Genomic DNA, 16,555 nt, shown 5'->3' with positions numbered 1-16,555 from the left:
TCCCCGACCGCTTACGACCCTACCTCCCCCGCCGCCGGTGAGTGACATCCTGAACATCCGGATGAGCCCGGAAAGTATGGGAAAACGGCCGGCGGCCCGCCCCTACCGCCGGGTACGGGCCGCCTTGGGATCTTTGTCCCCGCTACTCTCCGTCAGCGTCGGAGCGCCTCCAGGGCGCGGCCGACGACCCGTGCGCGCTCCGCCGCGCCGGGCACGTGCTCCAGGCCGTAGCCGAGGAGGACGGTGTCACGCGTGGTGACCGCCGCCCGGGAGTGGAAGAGCGCCGCGGAGCGCGTCCAGTCGGAGGCGTTGCCGGGGCTTCCGGCCGGGGCGCCCGGTGCGGACCAGGCACCGAGGGAGGCCTCGAAGCCCTCCGTCTCGGTGGTGGTGCCGGCGACGAGCCGGGTGTCGTCGACGAAGGCGCCCGTCTCGCCCGTACCGGGGTCGGAGACGTACGAGATCGCGAGCTCGACCTTCTTGCCCGCCCAGGCGCTCAGGTCGACGGAGGCCTGCCGCCAGCCGTTGGAGGGGCCGGTGAAGGCGTTCCAGGAGCCGGTGGTGCCGGTGGGCGCGCAGCCGTCCTCGCCGACGGTGAGGTAGTGGGCGAGGAAGGGGTGGCCGCGGACGTAGTAGCCCTCTCCGCAGTCGGCCGGGGGCTGGGCGGAGGTGCCGCCGTTGAGGTCGGGCAGCGTCGTCCAGTCGTCCTGGCCGACGGTGTGGGCCTCGACGACGAGGTTGTCGTAGCCGGGCTCGGTGTCGTAGCTGACCTGGAAGTCCAGGCGCGGCTTCGATCCGGCGACGACGCCGGTGAGGTCGACGGTCCTGGCGAGCCGGGCCCAGGTGTCGTCGGCGTGCTTGACGGCCGCGAAGCTCGATCCCTCGGCGGGCTCGAAGGGGGTGCGGATGCCCGGGTAGTCGCCGGCGGAGGCGCTGCTCGCGAACTGCGGGAAGTCCTCCGGCTTCAGGGTGTCCGAAGTGACGGTGTACGCGCCCGCGTTGTCCAGCGGGTTGCCCTCGGCGGCGGCGAGCGTCGCGCCGACGCCCGCGAAGGCGCCCGTGCCGGCGAAGGCGGGCGGGTTCTTGAGGCCCGCGCGGTGGTAGGCGCCGAGGTAGTACTGGGCGAAGTCGTTGGACTCGGCCCGGCCGATCTCGGTGAGCCCGCCGGACTTCTCGCCGGCGTTGATCAGCTTGCCGCCCTCGTTGAGGTAGGCGCGGACCGCGAGCTGGGCGGCGCCGGAGGGGCGCTCGGCGCCGGTGTACCAGACGACGGTGCGGAAGTGGGAGAGCACGCCGAGGGCGTCCGGGGCGCCCTGGGCGGCGACGTCCCAGACGGCGGCCCTGCGGCCGTTGTCGGCGAGCGCCTTCACGTAGGCGGCGGCGTGGGTGGCGGTGCCGCCCTCGTCGGCGAGGACGAGGACGTCGCCGCGGGGACGCTCGGCCACCTTGTACGTGAAGGGGGCGGAGGCGGTGGCCTTGCCCTCACGGGTGCGGGCGGTGAACCGGACCTCGACGGAGTCTCCGGGACGGGCCCCCTCGACCTCGGCGCGGTACTCGTCGAAGTAGAGGTTGTCGTCCCCTCCGAAGGTCTCGCCGCCCTTCCAGGCCTCGAGCCTCTCGCTGTGGGGGCGGCCTCCGTTGATCCGGTACGTGAGGGTCTTGCCGCGCAGCGACTTGCGCGCGGTGACGGCGACCTCCTGCTCCCCGCCCCGGGCGTAGGAGGTGGTGAAGGTCTTCGGGGTGAGGTCGGGGGCGTCGATGCCGACCGGGGAGACGGGCCGGTCCGGGTGGGCGGCGGTCTCGGCGACGGCGAGCGCGAAGGGGACGTTCTTGGCGAACTCGGCCTGGATCAGCTTCTCGTCGTCCGGGAAGGTGAAGACGGAGGCGCAGTCGGCCGGGTTCCAGGCGTCGTTCGGGTCGACACGGGAGGCGGTGGCGCAGGTCGACATCTCCGGGGTGAACATCTGCATCCCGTTGACGTTGGCGGCGTGTCCGTCCGCCTCGCCGTTGGTGATGTACAGCTCCGAGGAGACCTGCGGGCGGTAGCCGGGCACGGCGGACTTCTGCGGGGTGCCGGCGAGGGCCTTGAGGGCCACGTCGTCGGGGGTGTCGGTGGCGACCTGCCAGCCGACGCCGTACAGCAGGAGCTGGGCGGCGGAGTGGTAGTTGACGCCGTACGCGAAGCCGATGCGCTTCTGGAAGGCGTCGAGGGCCCTCGTCTCGGGCTCCGACATGGGGCCCTTGCCGCGGAAGGTCTCGTCGGCCGGGTCGGGGGACGAGCCCTCGTTGTCGTAGCCCCACTTGTAGGCGAAGTTGCGGTTGAGGTCGACGCCGTCGCCGGGGCCGAGCTTCCCGTCCCCGTCGTTGTCGCGGAGGTTCTTCCGCCACTGGCGGTTGGCGGGGTCGGCGTGCGTGTGGTCGTAGCCGTCCGGGTTGGCGGAGAGCACGAACCACAGCTCGGTGGAGTCGACGATCCGGGTGATCCGCTCGTCCTTGCCGTAGCCGTCGAGGTAGTGGTGCATCAGCCGCCGGGTCATCTCGGGGGTGATCCACTCGCGCGCGTGCTGGTTGGACATGTACAGCGTGGCGGGCTTCGAGCCGTCCTCGGTGTGCCGGGCGCCCTTGGTCAGTTTGAGGGCGAGGATGTCCTGGCCCCTGAGGGTCTTGCCGATGGAGACGACCTTGGTCAGGCCGGGGTTGGCCCGTGCGGTGTCCAGGATCTCCTGCTTGAGGCCGTTCGGCCCGCCGTACGGGCGGAAGACCCCGTCCCCGGCGGCGGCGACCCGCTTCTCGGCCTGGGCGGTGAGCTGGTGCTCGGCGATCTCGACGCCCTGGCCGCGCAGCTGCCCGGCCTGCCGGCCGGTGAGGAAGAGCTCGACCGTCGCGGACCCCTTCGCCGGGACCTGCTCGGTGAGTTCATGGGCGTCGGCGCCGGCCTCCAGGAGCAGCGGAACCTGCTCCTGGGTGACCTCGGCCCGCCACACGGAGAGGGCGTCGCCGCCGTCCCGGTCGTTCGGCCGTGCTCCGGCGGCGGGTGCCGCCGCCACTCCCGCGATCAGCAGTGAAGCCGCGGCGAGGATCGATCTCGCTCTGCGTCTCATGTGCCCCCCTTGCTGTTGTCTGCCTCGAAGGTGAACAGACGCCAGGCTCTTGGGCACCCATGGGACTGTCAAGGGTGCCTCGCGGGGAGTACGAAAAAGCTGCCGGTGCCTCAGAAAGGCACCGGCAGCGCGGAGTTCGGCGTTCCGTACGGCGACGGATCCGGTCAGCCGACGAGGCTGTCGTCGAGCTCCTCCGTCAGGTTGGACTCGGTCCCGGGGATGCCCAGGTCCTGCGCCCGCTTGTCGGCCATCGCGAGCAGCCGGCGGATCCGGCCGGCCACCGCGTCCTTGGTCAGCGGCGGGTCGGCGAGCGCGCCCAGCTCCTCCAGGGAGGCCTGCTTGTGCTCCATGCGGAGCCGGCCGGCGGCGGCGAGGTGCTCGGGCACCTCCTCGCCGAGGATCTCCAGGGCGCGCTGCACCCGGGCGCCGGCGGCGACGGCGGCGCGGGCCGAGCGGCGCAGGTTGGCGTCGTCGAAGTTGGCCAGGCGGTTGGCGGTGGCGCGGACCTCGCGCCGCATCCGCCGCTCCTCCCAGGCGAGCACCGACTCGTGCGCGCCGAGCCGGGTCAGCAGGGCGCCGATCGCGTCGCCGTCGCGGACGACGACCCGGTCCACACCCCGCACCTCGCGGGCCTTCGCGGCGATGGAGAGCCGGCGGGCCGCGCCGACCAGGGCGAGGGCGGCCTCCGGGCCCGGGCAGGTCACCTCCAGGGAGGAGGAGCGGCCGGGCTCGGTCAGCGAGCCGTGCGCGAGGAACGCGCCGCGCCAGGCGGCCTCGGCGTCACAGGTGGCCCCGGAGACCACCTGCGGGGGAAGGCCCCGGATGGGGCGGCCGCGGCCGTCCACGAGCCCCGTCTGCCGGGCCAGCTGGTCGCCTCCGGCCACCACCCGCACCACGAAGCGCGAGCCGCGCCGCAGCCCCCCGGGGGCCATCACGATCAGCTCGGAGCTGTGCCCGAAGATCTCCAGGATGTCCCGCTTGAGGCGGCGGGCCGCCATCGCTGTGTCGAGCTCCGCCTCGATCACGATGCGGCCGCTCACCAGGTGCAGCCCGCCCGCGAACCGCAGGATCGACGAGACCTCTGCCTTCCTGCAGCAGGTCCGGGTGACGGGGAGCCGGGAGATCTCGTCCTTCACCGCTGCCGTCATCGCCATGGGCCGATCCTTCCATGCATCCGAAAAATACGGTCGTACGCGGCGGCCAACAGCTCCGGGTCATGCTTGGCGGAGCCGTCGGGTCGGGCCACCGGCGCCAGCTCGACCGCGGCGCCGAGCCGCTTGGCGGCGTCGACGAGGGGTTCCCTCGCTGGCACGTCGGGCACGGCGGCCTCGTCGGCCAGCACCACGTCCAGGGCGAGTTTAGGGGCGTGTCGTCCCAAAACCTCCAAATGACGCTGCGGGGAGAAGCCCTCGGTTTCTCCGGGCTGCGGCGCGAGGTTCAGCGAGAGCACCTTCCGGGCCTTCGTCTCGACCAGGGCGTCGAGGAGCTCGGGGACCAGGAGGTGCGGAATCACCGAGGAGAACCAGGAGCCGGGACCGAGGACCACCCAGTCCGCGTCCAGGACCGCCGCGACCGCCTCGGGCACGGCCGGCGGGTCGTTCGGCACGAGGTGCACGGACTGCACCTCGCCGGGGGTGAGCGCCACGGTGGCCTGGCCGCGCACGGTGTCCACGTCGTCCGGCCGCTCCGGGTCGTGGCCCCTGACCAGGGCCTGGAGCTCCAGGGGGACGGCGGACATGGGCAGCACCCGGCCCTGGGCGCCGAGCAGCCGGCCGACCAGGTCGAGGGCCTGCACGGGGTCGCCGAGCTGCTCCCAGAGGGCGACGATCAGCAGATTGCCCACGGCGTGGCCGTTGATCTCGCCCTTGGACTGGAAGCGGTGCTGGATCACCCGGGCCCAGGTCTGGCCCCAGTCGTCGTCGCCGCAGAGGGCGGCGAGCGCCTTGCGCAGGTCGCCCGGGGGCAGCACGCCGAGCTCCTCCCGGAGCCGGCCGCTGGAGCCCCCGTCGTCGGCGACGGTGACGACGGCGGTGAGGTCGCCGGTGATCCGGCGGAGCGCGGCGAGGGACGCCGACAGGCCCATGCCTCCACCGAGCGCGACCACCTTGGGCTGGGCGCCGCGCCTGCGGAGCGTACGCCGCACCGCGAGGGTGGAGGTACGCCGACGGTACGGCTTCACTCGCGCCCCATGTCCCGGTGGACGACGACGGTCTCGACCCCTTCGGCGGCGAGGCGGGCGGCGAGGCGCTCGGCGGTGGCCACGGAGCGGTGCTTGCCGCCCGTGCAGCCCACGGCGATGGTCACGTACCGCTTGCCCTCGCGGCGGTAGCCCGCGGCGATCAGCTGGAGCAGCTCCGTGTAGCGGTCGAGGAACTCCTTGGCGCCCGGCTGGTTGTAGACGTAGTTCGACACCTCCTCGTTGAGGCCGGTGAAGGGGCGCAGCTCGGGGACCCAGTGCGGGTTCGGCAGGAAGCGCATGTCGACGACGAGGTCGGCGTCGACCGGCAGGCCGTACTTGAAGCCGAAGGACATCACGGTGGCCCGCAGCTCGGGCTCCTCGTCGCCGGCGAACTGGGCGTCCATCTTGGCGCGCAGCTCGTGGACGTTGAGGCTGGAGGTGTCGATCACCAGGTCGGCGTCGCCGCGCAGCTCGCGCAGCAGGTCGCGCTCGGCGGCGATGCCGTCGGTGATGCGGCCGTCGCCCTGGAGCGGGTGCGGCCTGCGGACCGACTCGAAGCGCCGGACCAGGGCCTCGTCGGAGGACTCCAGGAAGACGATCCGGCGGGTGACCTGCTTGGCGTCCAGGTCGGCCAGGGACTCCCTGAGGTTGTCGAAGAACTGCCGGCCGCGGACGTCCACGACGACGGCGATCCGGGCGACGTTGCCCTGGGAGCGGGCGCCGAGCTCCACCATGGTGGGGATCAGCGCGGGCGGCAGGTTGTCCACGACGAACCAGCCGAGGTCCTCCAGACACTTCGCCGCGGTGGACCGGCCCGCTCCGGACATGCCGGAGATGATCACCAGCTCGGGAATGGCCGCCTCGGCGCCGTTGTCGCCGGGGATCTCCTTCGTGCCCGTACTCACGTGTCCTGCTCCGTCTTCTCGGTCGTGCTCGTCGTGCGTGTGGCGCTCGGTCATGCGGTGGTGCCCCCGTCGTCTTCCATGATCTCTCCTGTGGCCGTGTTCACGGCGGGTGCGGCGGGGGCCGCCTGGGCCAGGGCCACGGCGACCGCCTCCGCGGTCTTCCGGCCGAAGCCGGGGACCTCACAGATCTGCTCGATTGTCGCCTGCTTCAGCCGCTTCACCGAGCCGAAATGCTTGATCAAGGCCTGCTTGCGCGCCTCGCCGAGGCCGGGGACGGCGTCGAGCGGGCTGGTCCGGAGGCGTTTGGTCCGCTTGGAGCGCTGGTAGCGGATGGCGAAGTCGTGAGCCGTGTCACGCACCCGCTGGAGCAGGTAGAGGCCTTCGCTGGAGCGGGGCAGCACCACCGGGTCGTCGTCGCCGGGCAGCCAGACCTCCTCCAGTCGCTTGGCGAGGCCGCAGACCGCGACGTCGTCGATGCCGAGCTCGTCGAGGGCGCGGCGGGCCGCGGCGACCTGCGGCTGCCCGCCGTCGACGACGACGAGCTGCGGCGGGTACGCGAAGCGCCTGGGCCGCCCGTCGGCCTCGGCCTCCTCGGCGGGGACCTCGCCGCCGGCCTCCCCCTCCGCGAGCGCGCCCCACTCCCCCGTGCGGTCCCTCTCCGCGAGGTAGCGCTTGAAGCGGCGCGTGACCACCTCGTGCATGGACCGGACGTCGTCCTGGCCCTCGAAGCCCTTGATCTGGAAGCGGCGGTACTCGCTCTTGCGGGGCAGCCCGTCCTCGAAGACGACCATCGAGGCGACGACGTCCTCGCCCTGGAGGTGCGAGATGTCGAAGCACTCGATCCGCAGCGGCGCCGAGTCCAGCTCCAGGGCCTCGGCGATCTCCTCCAGGGCCCGGGAGCGGGTGGTCAGGTCGCTGGCCCGCTTGGTCTTGTGCAGCACGAGCGCCTGCTGGGCGTTGCGCGCGACCGTCTCCATCAGGTCCTTCTTGTCGCCGCGCTGCGGGACGCGCAGCGAGACGAGGGACCCGCGGCGACCGGAGAGCCAGGTGGAGACGGCCTCCGTGTCCTCGGGGAGCGCCGGGACCAGGACCTCCTTGGGGACCGCGTCGCCGCTCTCCTCGCCGTACAGCTGCTGGAGGGCGTGCTCCACGAGCCCCGCCGTGTCGACGGCCTCGACCTTGTCCGTGACCCAGCCGCGCTGGCCCCGGACGCGGCCGCCGCGCACGTGGAAGATCTGCACCGCCGCCTCCAGCTCGTCCTCGGCGAGGGCGATCAGGTCGGCGTCGGTGGCGTCGGCGAGGACGACCGCGTTCTTCTCCATGGCCTTGCGCAGGGCCTCTATGTCGTCGCGGAGCCGGGCGGCCCTCTCGTACTCCATGTCCTCGGCCGCGATCGTCATCTGCTTCTCGAGCCGGCGGATGTACGTGCCGGTGCGGCCGGCCATGAAGTCGCCGAAGTCCTCGGCCAGTTCGCGGTGCTCCTCGGGCGTGACCCGGCCGACGCAGGGCGCCGAGCACTTGCCGATGTAGCCGAGGAGACAGGGGCGTCCGGCGGAGGCCGCGTTGCGGAACACCCCCGTCGAGCACGTCCGCACGGGGAACACCCGCAGCATCAGGTCGACGGTCTCGCGGATCGCCCACGCGTGCGCGTACGGCCCGAAGTAGCGCACGCCCTTCTTCTTGTGGCCGCGCATGACCTGGACGCGGGGGAACTCCTCGTTCATCGTCACCGCGAGATACGGATAGCTCTTGTCGTCCCGGTACTTCACGTTGAACCGGGGATCGAACTCCTTGATCCAGGAGTACTCCAGCTGCAGCGCCTCGACCTCGGTGGACACCACGGTCCACTCCACGGAGGCGGCCGTCGTCACCATGGTGGCCGTGCGCGGATGCAGGCTCGTGAGCGGCTGGAAGTAGTTCGCCAGCCGCTGCCGCAGGGACTTCGCCTTCCCCACGTAGATCACCCGGCGGTGCTCGTCGCGGAACTTGTAGACCCCCGGGGAGTCGGGGATCTGACCCGGCTTGGGGCGGTAGCTGGAGGGGTCTGCCATGCTCACCACCCTACTGGCGCCCACCGACACTCAGGGCGCGCGCGCTCGTTGCCCGGACATGGCTCAGAACACTTCAGGACGGCTGGCGGACCGGGTGTGCGTGATCACGGGCGCGGCGAGCGGAATCGGACGGGCGACGGCGGAACGCTTCCTCCGCGAGGGGGCGCACGTGATCGCCGCCGACGTCGACGAGGAGCGGCTCGCGACCCTCGACGGCGTGGTCCCCGTGGTCGGCGACGTCTCCCGGGAGGAGGACGCCCGGCGGATGACCGGCACGGCGGTGGAGCGCTTCGGACGGCTGGACGTCCTGGTGGCGAACGCGGGCGTGATCCCGCTGCTCTCCGTCACCGAGGCGGAGGCCGCGGACTTCGACCGGGTGATGGCCGTCGACGGCCGCGGCATGTTCCTGACCTGCAAGTACGCGATCGAGGCCATGCTCGTCTCCGGCGGCGGGGCCATCGTGTGCACCTCGTCGATCTCGGGCGTGGCCGGCCAGGCGCGGCAGGCGGTGTACGGCCCGGCGAAGTTCGTCGCGACCGGCCTGACCAAGCACCTGGCGGTGGAGTGGGCGGAGCACGGGATCCGGGTGAACGCGGTGGCCCCGGGCACGATCGAGACCGAACGCGTCGCCGCCGCGCGCGTGGAGCCGGGCGGGCCCGAGTACCTCACGGAGATCGTCCGGGCCCACCCGATGGGCCGCTTCGGCACGCCGGAGGAGGTGGCGGCGGCGATCCTCTTCCTGGCGTCGGACGAGGCGTCGTTCGTGACGGGCGCGGTCCTCCCGGTGGACGGCGGCTACCTGGCCCGCTGAACCCGCACGACCACGCACCCGCGGGGAGGCACCCCCACCCGCCCTCGCGCGGGCCGCGCCCGGCGGGGCGGCGCCCCGGCCCACCTCCGTACGGGCCGCACCCGGCGGGGCGGTGCCCACCCCACGCCCGCCCGTGTGGGCCGCGCCCGCCGGAGCGGTGCCCACCCCCACCCGCCGTGTGGGCAATCGTCCCGCAGGGCGCGGGGGTGGGCGCCCTCCCGGCGGGCGCAGCCCGCAACGGGGTGGGCACCGGCCCGGCGGGCATGCCCACAACGGCGGGGGCACCGCCCCGGCGGGGGCAGGTGGCTCAGGGGTGTCGGGGTGCGCGTCGGCGGCGGAGCGTCACCGCGGCCGTCAGCGCAAGGACCAGCCCCGCCCCCGCACCCGCCGCCGCGACGATCGGCGACGGCCCGGGCGCGGGCGCGGGCGCGTCGTAACCCCCCGCCGCCCCCTTCCGCGCGTACGCCGACCCCGGCAGCTTGTCGCCGTACGCCCGCGCGACCCGCTCCCGGTAGCCCGCGAGGCTCGTCCCGTTCCGGCCCACGGCCCGTACCGCGTCCTCGTCGAGCGGCAGCACCTTCGCGCCCTTGAGGACGTACCACGCGTCGATCTGAGGCTCGCGGAAGACGAGACCGCCGCGGCCCATCTCCGCGTACCGGATCTCGTCGTCGCCGGTGGCGATGTTCACCACCTGCCAGCCGCCAGCCCGCTCGACCGTCCACAGCGACGCCTTCCGCCCGTCGGAGGCCACGGCCCTGCTGGCGCGGAACTCGACGCGGGCGACGGGTGCCCCTGGCTTTCCGGCGACGAAGTCCGGGGAGAGGAACCGCACGGGGACGGAGGCGCCCTCGACGCGCGGCACGGCCGCCGTGCGGGCGAGGGCCCCGTCGCGGGCGAAGAACCGGGACAGGGTGTCCAGGGTCCGCGGCGCGGAGGCGGCCTGTTCGGGGGTCGGTGCGGACGGCAGCTCCTCGGCGGCCGCGGGGAGCACCCCGAGGAGGACGAGGGCGGCGGTGGCGAGGAGCCCGGCTCCCGTGGCACGTGCGTTCATCGTCGTCACGCCCCGATCCGGTAGAGCGAGTGGGTCCAGGAGAACGAGCCGTTGTTCACGTACCAGGCGTGCGAGGCCCAGTTGTAGCGGTCGCTGGAGGGCCATGGGTCGCCCCAGTAGACCCAGCTGTTCGCGTCGTCGTAGCCGTAGACCACGTGCATGTGGCCGCCGCCGCTCGACCACTGGATCCTGGTCTCGACGGGCCGGCCGGCGTTGATCTCGGTCTGGAGGGTGGAGTAGCGCAGCCAGCCGTCGACGTACGAGCCGGGGCTGATGCCGGCCCAGCTCAGTCCGGTCTGGACGTTGCCGAGCGTGGCCTGCCAGTTGGGGCAGTCGTAGCCCTGCTGCCGGTCGAAGGCGGCGTTGCAGAACTGGTTCTGGCTGTAGTTCCGGCCGTACCAGGTGGCGATGGTGTTGCCGCTCGCCGCCCAGCACCAGTTGCTCTTCTGCTGGGCCTGCATGGTGATGCCGAGGCGCTTGGAGGCGAGGGTCGAGGCGTCCTCGCCGGTGGGGGCGGCGGAGGCCGGGGTGGCGGGGACGAGGAAGAGGGCGGCTGCGGCGAGTGCCGCGAGGTTCAGCTTTCTTCTGCGCATCGCGTTCCTCCCAGGAGCTGGGGATGAGGGGGGTGGAGGAGCGCGTCCGGACGCTGGTCAGGAGCATCGGCCGTTGTCCGGGCCGGGTCAACACGCTTCAATGCGGGGTGACATCGGACCGTGAACGGTGTGACCGGGGTGTGAACGGAAACCCCCGGCCCACCTGCCCGCCCGCCCCTCGCGACGCGACGGTCCGTGCCCCCGTCGTGAATGTTCACCGAGGAGTCCTCGTGAGCCACACCGAGGCGGATCTGGTGCAGCTGCTGCACACCGGTCCCTTCCATCTGGCGCTGCGCACCGCGCTGGCGGTGCGCGGCCTGCCGCTCCAGCGGGTCCAGCACCATCTCGCGCACCGGGGCGTCAAGGTCGGGGTGACGAGTCTGAGCTACTGGCAGCAGGGCGCCCGCCGCCCGCAGCGGCCGGAGTCCCTGAGGGCCGTCCGGGCCCTGGAGGAGCTGCTCCGGCTGCCCGGGAACTCGCTGCTGCGGCTGCTGACGGAGGACGCGGCCGCCCGCTCCGAGGTGGAGCGCCCGGCGGCCCGCTCGTACCGCTCGCTGGTGGAGGCCTCGGGCTCGGTCGAGGAGCTGCTCGCGGACCTGGAGTCCCCGGCGGACGGCGGGCTGCACACGGTGGGGCACCACGAGCGGGTACGGATCGGGGCGGGGCGGCAGCTGGTGGGGCGCGAGTCGCAGCACGTGGTGCGGGCGCACCGGGACGGCGTGGACCGCTACCTCGCCATCCACCACGGCGACCCCGGCTGCGACCCGTCCCGGGTGGTGGTGCGGGCGGTGGAGAACTGCCGGACGGGGCGGGTGCGGTGGCACGCCGGCACGGGCGTGGTGGTCGCGGAGCTGCTCTTCGACGTGCGGCTGCGGGCCGGGGACACGTATCCGTTCTCGTACGGCTTCGAGGACGGTACGGCGGGTCCGAGCGGGGAGTACGTGCGCGGGTTCAGCTTCGCGGGCGGGCAGTACGTGCTCCAGGTCCGCTTCGACGAGGCGGCGCTTCCGGTGCGGTGCCGGAGGTTCGCGCAGTCCTCGGCGGGTGCGCCGCGCGGCGGCCGTGCGGAGCTGACCCTGAGCGGCCGGCACCGCACGGTGCACCTCGTGGAGCAGGGGGTGCGCCCGGGGATCCTGGGGATCGACTGGGACTGGGCGTGAGGCCTCGGGGTCCCGGACCGCTCAGGCCCGGGGCGCCTCGGGGCCGGCCACCAGCTTGCCGTCCTCGACGCGGATCGGGACCTCGGGGAGCGGGACGGTGGCGGGGCCCTGGATCGCCTTGCCGGTCGTGACGTCGAAGCGGCTGCCGTGGCAGGGACAGTTGCCCTCGTTGTCCTCGACCTTGTCGAGGACGCAGCCGGCGTGGGTGCACTGGGCGCTGAAGGCCTTGTACCGGCCCTTGGCCGGGCAGCTCACGACGAGCCGCTGCTCGCGGTAGAGCTTGGAGCCGCCGACCGGCACCTCGTCCGGGGCGCCGAGCGGGACCGGCGCGGTCGGGGTCGGGGCCTGGGCGTGGCCGAGCTTGGACTCGGTGGAGCAGGCGGCGACTCCCAGCCCGGCGGCTCCGGCGAGGGCCGCGCCTTTCAGTACGGTGCGGCGGCTGGACTGGCCGGACATGAGCGCTCCACGGTGAGATCGGGGACAAGACACCCCAGGGGTGACCGAACCGACGATACCGGCGGCCTTCCGGAGCCCGACGCCGGGGCCCGACGCCGCCCGCCCGGCACCGGGGCCCGGCGGCGGGGCCCGGCGGCGGGGCCCGGCGGCGGGGCCCGGCGGGGCCCGGCGGCGGGAGCGGGGCCCGGGGGCCGCCGACGCGGGAGCCCTTGCAGCGGGAGGCGGGGCCCGGACCCGACGACGCGGGAGGCGGGGCCCCGGTCGGGGTCCCGCCTCCCGTCACGCCCGCTCGGCCGTCACGCCTTGCGGGTGCGGGCCGTCGTCTTCTTGGCGGCCGCCTTCTTCGCGGGGGCCGCCGCCTTCTTGGCGGGGACCGCCGCCTTCTTGGCGGGGACCGCCGCCTTCTTCGCGGGGGTCTTCTTCGCCGCCGTCTTCTTGGCCCCGCGGGCCGCCGGGATCTTCCCGCCGGCGTCGCTGATCCGGTCGGCGCCGAGGATCTCGCGGAGGAACTTGCCGGTGTGGCTCTCGGGGACCGAGGCGACCTCCTCCGGCGTGCCCTCGGCGATCACCAGACCGCCGCCGCTGCCGCCCTCGGGGCCCATGTCGACGACCCAGTCGGCGGTCTTGATGACATCGAGGTTGTGCTCGATGACGATCACCGAGTTGCCCTTGTCGACCAGCCCGGACAGGACCTTGATCAGCTTCGAGATGTCCTCGAAGTGGAGACCGGTGGTGGGCTCGTCGAGCACGTACACCGTGCGGCCCGTCGAGCGCTTCTGGAGCTCGGAGGCGAGCTTGACGCGCTGCGCCTCGCCGCCGGAGAGCGTCGGCGCGGACTGGCCGAGGCGGACGTACCCGAGGCCGACCTCGTTGAGCGTGCGCAGGTGGCGCGCGATGGTCGGGACGGCCTCGAAGAAGTCCAGGGCCTCCTCGATCGGCATGTTCAGGACCTCGGCGATGGACTTGCCCTTGTAGTGGACCTCCAGGGTCTCCCGGTTGTACCGGTCGCCGTGGCAGACCTCGCACGGGACGTAGACGTCCGGGAGGAAGTTCATCTCGATCTTGATCGTGCCGTCGCCGGAGCAGTTCTCGCAGCGGCCGCCCTTGACGTTGAAGGAGAAGCGGCCGGGCAGGTAGCCCCGGACCTTGGCCTCCATCGTCTCGGCGAAGAGCTTGCGGACGTGGTCGAAGACGCCGGTGTACGTCGCCGGGTTCGACCGCGGGGTGCGGCCGATCGGGGACTGGTCGACGTGCACGACCTTGTCGACGAGGTCGTCGCCGTCCACGCGCGTGTGCCGTCCGGGCACCGACTTGGCGCCGTTCAGCTCCCGCGCCAGGTGGGTGTAGAGGATGTCGTTGACCAGGGTCGACTTGCCGGAGCCGGAGACGCCGGTGACGGCGGTGAGGACGCCCAGCGGGAAGGAGACGTCGATGTCCCGCAGGTTGTTCTCGCGGGCTCCGTGCACGGTGAGCCGGCGCCCGGGGTCCACCGGGCGGCGGACGTCCGGGGTGGTGATCGCCCTGCGGCCGGACAGGTACTGCCCGGTCATCGACTCCTCGTTGGCGAGGAGCTCCTTCAGGGAGCCGGAGTGGACGACCTTGCCGCCGTGCTCGCCGGCGCCGGGGCCGATGTCGACGACCCAGTCGGCGACCTTGATGGTGTCCTCGTCGTGCTCGACGACGATGAGCGTGTTGCCCATGTCCCGGAGCCGGACCAGGGTCTCGATGAGCCGGTGGTTGTCGCGCTGGTGGAGGCCGATGGACGGCTCGTCGAGCACGTAGAGCACGCCGACCAGGCCGGAGCCGATCTGGGTGGCGAGCCGGATGCGCTGGGCCTCTCCGCCGGAGAGCGTGCCCGCCGCCCGGTTGAGCGAGAGGTAGTCGAGGCCGACGTCGACGAGGAAGCGCAGCCGCTCGTTGACCTCCTTGAGGACCCGCTCGGCGATCTTCTTGTCGCGGGCGTTGAGCGTGAGCCGGGAGAGGAACTCGGCGCAGTCGCTGATGGACATCGCGGAGACCTCGGCGATGGACTTCTCCATGACCGTGACCGCGAGGACGATCGGCTTGAGGCGGGTGCCCTCACAGGTGGGGCAGGGCACCTCGCGCATGTAGCCCTCGAAGCGCTCGCGGCTGGAGTCGCTCTCGGCCTCGCTGTGCCGCCGCTTCACGAAGGAGACGGCGCCCTCGAAGGCGGGGGTGGTCCAGGCGCGCTCGCGCCCGTACCGGTTGCGGTAGCGGACCTCGATCTGGGTCTTGTGGCCGTGCATGAGGGCCTTCTTGGCCCGCTGCGGGAGCCCGGCGTACGGGATGTCGGTGCGGAAGCCGAGGGCCTGCGAGAGCCCGTCGATCATCCGGCCGAAGTACTCCTTGGTGTGGCCGTGCGACCAGGGGTGGATGGCGCCCTCGTCGAGGGACTTCTCCTCGTCGGGGACGACCAGCTCGGGGTCGACCTCCATGCGGGTGCCGATGCCGGTGCAGTCGGGGCAGGCGCCGAAGGGCGAGTTGAAGGAGAAGGAGCGCGGCTCCAGCTCCTCGAAGGAGAGGTCGTCGTACGGGCAGTAGAGGTGCTCCGAGTACATCTTCTCGCGCTCGGGGTCGTCCTCGGGGAGGTCGACGAAGTCGAGCACGACCATGCCGCCGGAGAGTCCGAGCGCGGTCTCGACGGAGTCGGTGAGCCGGCGCTTGGCGCTGTCCTTGACGGTGAGGCGGTCGACGACCACCTCGATCGTGTGCTTCTCCTGCTTCTTCAGCGTCGGCGGCTCGGTGAGCTGCACGGTCACGCCGTCGACGCGGGCGCGGCTGTAGCCCTTGGTCTGGAGGTCGGCGAAGAGGTCGACGAACTCGCCCTTGCGCTCGCGCACGAGCGGGGACAGCACCTGGAAGCGGCTGCCCTCGGGGAGCTCCAGGACCTTGTCGACGATGGCCTGCGGCGACTGGCGGGAGATGGGCCGGTGGCACTCCGGACAGTGCGGCTTGCCGATGCGCGCGAAGAGCAGGCGGAGGTAGTCGTAGACCTCCGTGATGGTGCCGACCGTCGAGCGCGGGTTGCGCGAGGTCGACTTCTGGTCGATGGAGACGGCGGGCGAGAGACCTTCGATGAAGTCGACGTCCGGCTTGTCCATCTGGCCGAGGAACTGCCGGGCGTACGAGGAGAGCGACTCGACGTACCGGCGCTGACCCTCGGCGAAGATCGTGTCGAACGCGAGGGAGGACTTGCCCGACCCCGAGAGCCCGGTGAAGACGATGAGGGAGTCACGCGGGAGGTCGAGCGAGACGTTCTTGAGGTTGTGCTCGCGAGCGCCACGGACGATGAGACGGTCGGCCACGCCGGTCCGCACCTTTCTTGAGAGAGCGGATGTGCCTGACACACCCAACAACCAAGGATGCCGGATGCTTCCGTCGAGCCTATAGCACGCACATTCGATTTCCGGCCGTGCGGAGACCGCTTCACCCGAACGAGTGGCGGCGGGCGGAGCGCCCCCGCCGGTCGGACGGGAGCGGATCTGGCCCGACCGGCACGACACCCCCTAGGGTGCGGGCCATGATCGATCACGAGCGCGACCTCGCTTCCGTACGAGAAGCGACCGAGCGGCTGCTGAACGACGCCGCCTCCTGGGACAACGCCGCCGTCGCCGAGCCGTCACGGCTTCCCGGCTGGACCCGCGGCCACGTCCTCGCCCACATCTCCCGCAACGCCGACGCCCTGGTGAACGTCCTCCGGGGCCGGCCGATGTACGCCAGCGCCGAGACCCGCGACGCCGACATCGAGCGCGACGCGGACCGCCCCCTCGACGCCCAGCTCGCCGACCTGCGCGCGACCGGCGAGCGCTTCCAGGAGGTCGGCGCCGAGCCCGCCGACTGGAGCCGCACGGTCGAGCTCCGCAACGGGGTCACCGACAGCGCCTCCCGGATCCCCTTCCGCCGCTGGGTGGAGGTGGCCCTGCACCACGTCGACCTGGGCGTCGGCTACGAGCTGGAGGACCTGCCGGAGGAGTTCGTCCTGCGGGAGATCGACTTCCTGACGGAACGGTTCACGGGCAACGCCTCCGTCCCGCCGACCCGGGTCCTGGCCGCGGACGGCACGGGCGCGTGGACCACCGGCTCCGCCGAGGGCGCCGGGGTGACCGTGAGCGGCCCCTCCCCCGAGCTCCTCGGCTGGCTCTCCGGCCGCCGCGACGGCTCCGCCCTGAAGACCGAGGGCGGCCCCCTGCCGGAGCTTCCCCCGCTGTAGCCGCCGTTGTCGGTCGCCGG

At 72.7% G+C, this 16,555-nt stretch carries 12 protein-coding genes; 3 read left to right on the top strand and 9 right to left on the bottom strand.

The genetic code is table 11. The annotated features are described in order from the left end of the window. Nucleotides 1-152: 152 nt before the first annotated feature. The 5 genes from ACFYUZ_RS03930 to uvrC form a co-directional block, all read right to left on the bottom strand. Entirely contained in the window at nucleotides 153-3,098 is a 2,946-nt protein-coding gene (locus ACFYUZ_RS03930; RefSeq protein WP_389306015.1) for a M14 family zinc carboxypeptidase, read from the bottom strand. Nucleotides 3,099-3,262: 164 nt separating this feature from the next. Continuing rightward, on the bottom strand, nucleotides 3,263-4,252 hold the full coding sequence (whiA, locus tag ACFYUZ_RS03925) for a DNA-binding protein WhiA (protein WP_030205188.1): 990 nt from the start codon (nucleotides 4,250-4,252) through the stop codon (nucleotides 3,263-3,265). Next, entirely contained in the window at nucleotides 4,243-5,277 is a 1,035-nt protein-coding gene (gene yvcK, locus ACFYUZ_RS03920; protein WP_389306013.1) for a uridine diphosphate-N-acetylglucosamine-binding protein YvcK, read from the bottom strand. The genes whiA and yvcK overlap by 10 nt, the downstream gene beginning before the upstream one ends. Beyond that, entirely contained in the window at nucleotides 5,274-6,236 is a 963-nt protein-coding gene (gene rapZ, locus ACFYUZ_RS03915) for an RNase adapter RapZ (RefSeq protein WP_389306012.1), read from the bottom strand. The genes yvcK and rapZ overlap by 4 nt, the downstream gene beginning before the upstream one ends. After that, the gene (gene uvrC / locus ACFYUZ_RS03910) at nucleotides 6,233-8,233 is read right to left on the bottom strand and encodes an excinuclease ABC subunit UvrC (protein ID WP_389306011.1); all 2,001 of its coding nucleotides are present in this window, start codon (nucleotides 8,231-8,233) and stop codon (nucleotides 6,233-6,235) included. The genes rapZ and uvrC overlap by 4 nt, the downstream gene beginning before the upstream one ends. Nucleotides 8,234-8,291: 58 nt before the next feature. On the opposite strand from uvrC, the gene ACFYUZ_RS03905 reads away from it, so the two are divergent. Then, the gene (locus tag ACFYUZ_RS03905) at nucleotides 8,292-9,044 is read left to right on the top strand and encodes an SDR family NAD(P)-dependent oxidoreductase (RefSeq protein WP_389306009.1); all 753 of its coding nucleotides are present in this window, start codon (nucleotides 8,292-8,294) and stop codon (nucleotides 9,042-9,044) included. 307 nt (nucleotides 9,045-9,351) lie between these two features. Here ACFYUZ_RS03905 and ACFYUZ_RS03900 read toward each other — a convergent pair whose 3' ends face one another. Further along, nucleotides 9,352-10,095 (bottom strand): hypothetical protein, encoded by a 744-nt coding sequence (locus ACFYUZ_RS03900; protein ID WP_389306277.1) that lies wholly within the window; start codon nucleotides 10,093-10,095, stop codon nucleotides 9,352-9,354. Nucleotides 10,096-10,100: 5 nt separating this feature from the next. After that, complete coding sequence (locus ACFYUZ_RS03895; RefSeq protein WP_389306007.1) at nucleotides 10,101-10,688, bottom strand: papain-like cysteine protease family protein; 588 nt, start codon at nucleotides 10,686-10,688, stop codon at nucleotides 10,101-10,103. Between the two features lie 230 nt (nucleotides 10,689-10,918). Here ACFYUZ_RS03895 and ACFYUZ_RS03890 point away from each other — a divergent pair, with 230 nt between their 5' ends. Continuing rightward, nucleotides 10,919-11,848, top strand: a complete 930-nt coding sequence (locus tag ACFYUZ_RS03890; RefSeq protein ID WP_389306006.1) for a hypothetical protein — start codon at nucleotides 10,919-10,921, stop codon at nucleotides 11,846-11,848. Nucleotides 11,849-11,869: 21 nt separating this feature from the next. Here the strand turns inward: ACFYUZ_RS03890 and ACFYUZ_RS03885 are convergent, their stop codons facing one another. Next, nucleotides 11,870-12,304: a Rieske (2Fe-2S) protein gene (locus tag ACFYUZ_RS03885; protein ID WP_389306005.1), complete on the bottom strand. Its 435-nt coding sequence runs from the start codon at nucleotides 12,302-12,304 to the stop codon at nucleotides 11,870-11,872. Nucleotides 12,305-12,600: 296 nt separating this feature from the next. Next, on the bottom strand, nucleotides 12,601-15,630 hold the full coding sequence (gene uvrA, locus ACFYUZ_RS03880; protein ID WP_389306003.1) for an excinuclease ABC subunit UvrA: 3,030 nt from the start codon (nucleotides 15,628-15,630) through the stop codon (nucleotides 12,601-12,603). A gap of 215 nt (nucleotides 15,631-15,845) precedes the next feature. On the opposite strand from uvrA, the gene ACFYUZ_RS03875 reads away from it, so the two are divergent. Then, nucleotides 15,846-16,535: a maleylpyruvate isomerase family mycothiol-dependent enzyme gene (locus ACFYUZ_RS03875; protein ID WP_389306001.1), complete on the top strand. Its 690-nt coding sequence runs from the start codon at nucleotides 15,846-15,848 to the stop codon at nucleotides 16,533-16,535. The last annotated feature ends 20 nt before the right edge of the window (nucleotides 16,536-16,555 follow it).

It is taken from the genome of Streptomyces sp. NPDC004266 (assembly GCF_042874095.1).
GTDB lineage: Bacteria > Actinomycetota > Actinomycetes > Streptomycetales > Streptomycetaceae > Streptomyces.
Note: the sequence above shows the minus strand (reverse complement) of the source record. Positions and strands in the feature narration are given on the sequence as shown.

Excerpts from the sequence above, each read along its gene's own strand:
- ACFYUZ_RS03885 (WP_389306005.1), bottom strand. The coding sequence starts at position 12,304 with ATGTCCGGCCAGTCCAGCCGCCGCACCGTACTGAAAGGCGCGGCCCTC.
- rapZ (WP_389306012.1), bottom strand. The coding sequence starts at position 6,236 with ATGACCGAGCGCCACACGCACGACGAGCACGACCGAGAAGACGGAGCA.
- ACFYUZ_RS03900 (WP_389306277.1), bottom strand. The coding sequence starts at position 10,095 with ATGAACGCACGTGCCACGGGAGCCGGGCTCCTCGCCACCGCCGCCCTC.
- ACFYUZ_RS03875 (WP_389306001.1), top strand. The coding sequence starts at position 15,846 with ATGATCGATCACGAGCGCGACCTCGCTTCCGTACGAGAAGCGACCGAG.
- uvrC (WP_389306011.1), bottom strand. The coding sequence starts at position 8,233 with ATGGCAGACCCCTCCAGCTACCGCCCCAAGCCGGGTCAGATCCCCGAC.
- ACFYUZ_RS03930 (WP_389306015.1), bottom strand. The coding sequence starts at position 3,098 with ATGAGACGCAGAGCGAGATCGATCCTCGCCGCGGCTTCACTGCTGATC.
- ACFYUZ_RS03905 (WP_389306009.1), top strand. The coding sequence starts at position 8,292 with ATGGCTCAGAACACTTCAGGACGGCTGGCGGACCGGGTGTGCGTGATC.
- whiA (WP_030205188.1), bottom strand. The coding sequence starts at position 4,252 with ATGGCGATGACGGCAGCGGTGAAGGACGAGATCTCCCGGCTCCCCGTC.
- ACFYUZ_RS03895 (WP_389306007.1), bottom strand. The coding sequence starts at position 10,688 with ATGCGCAGAAGAAAGCTGAACCTCGCGGCACTCGCCGCAGCCGCCCTC.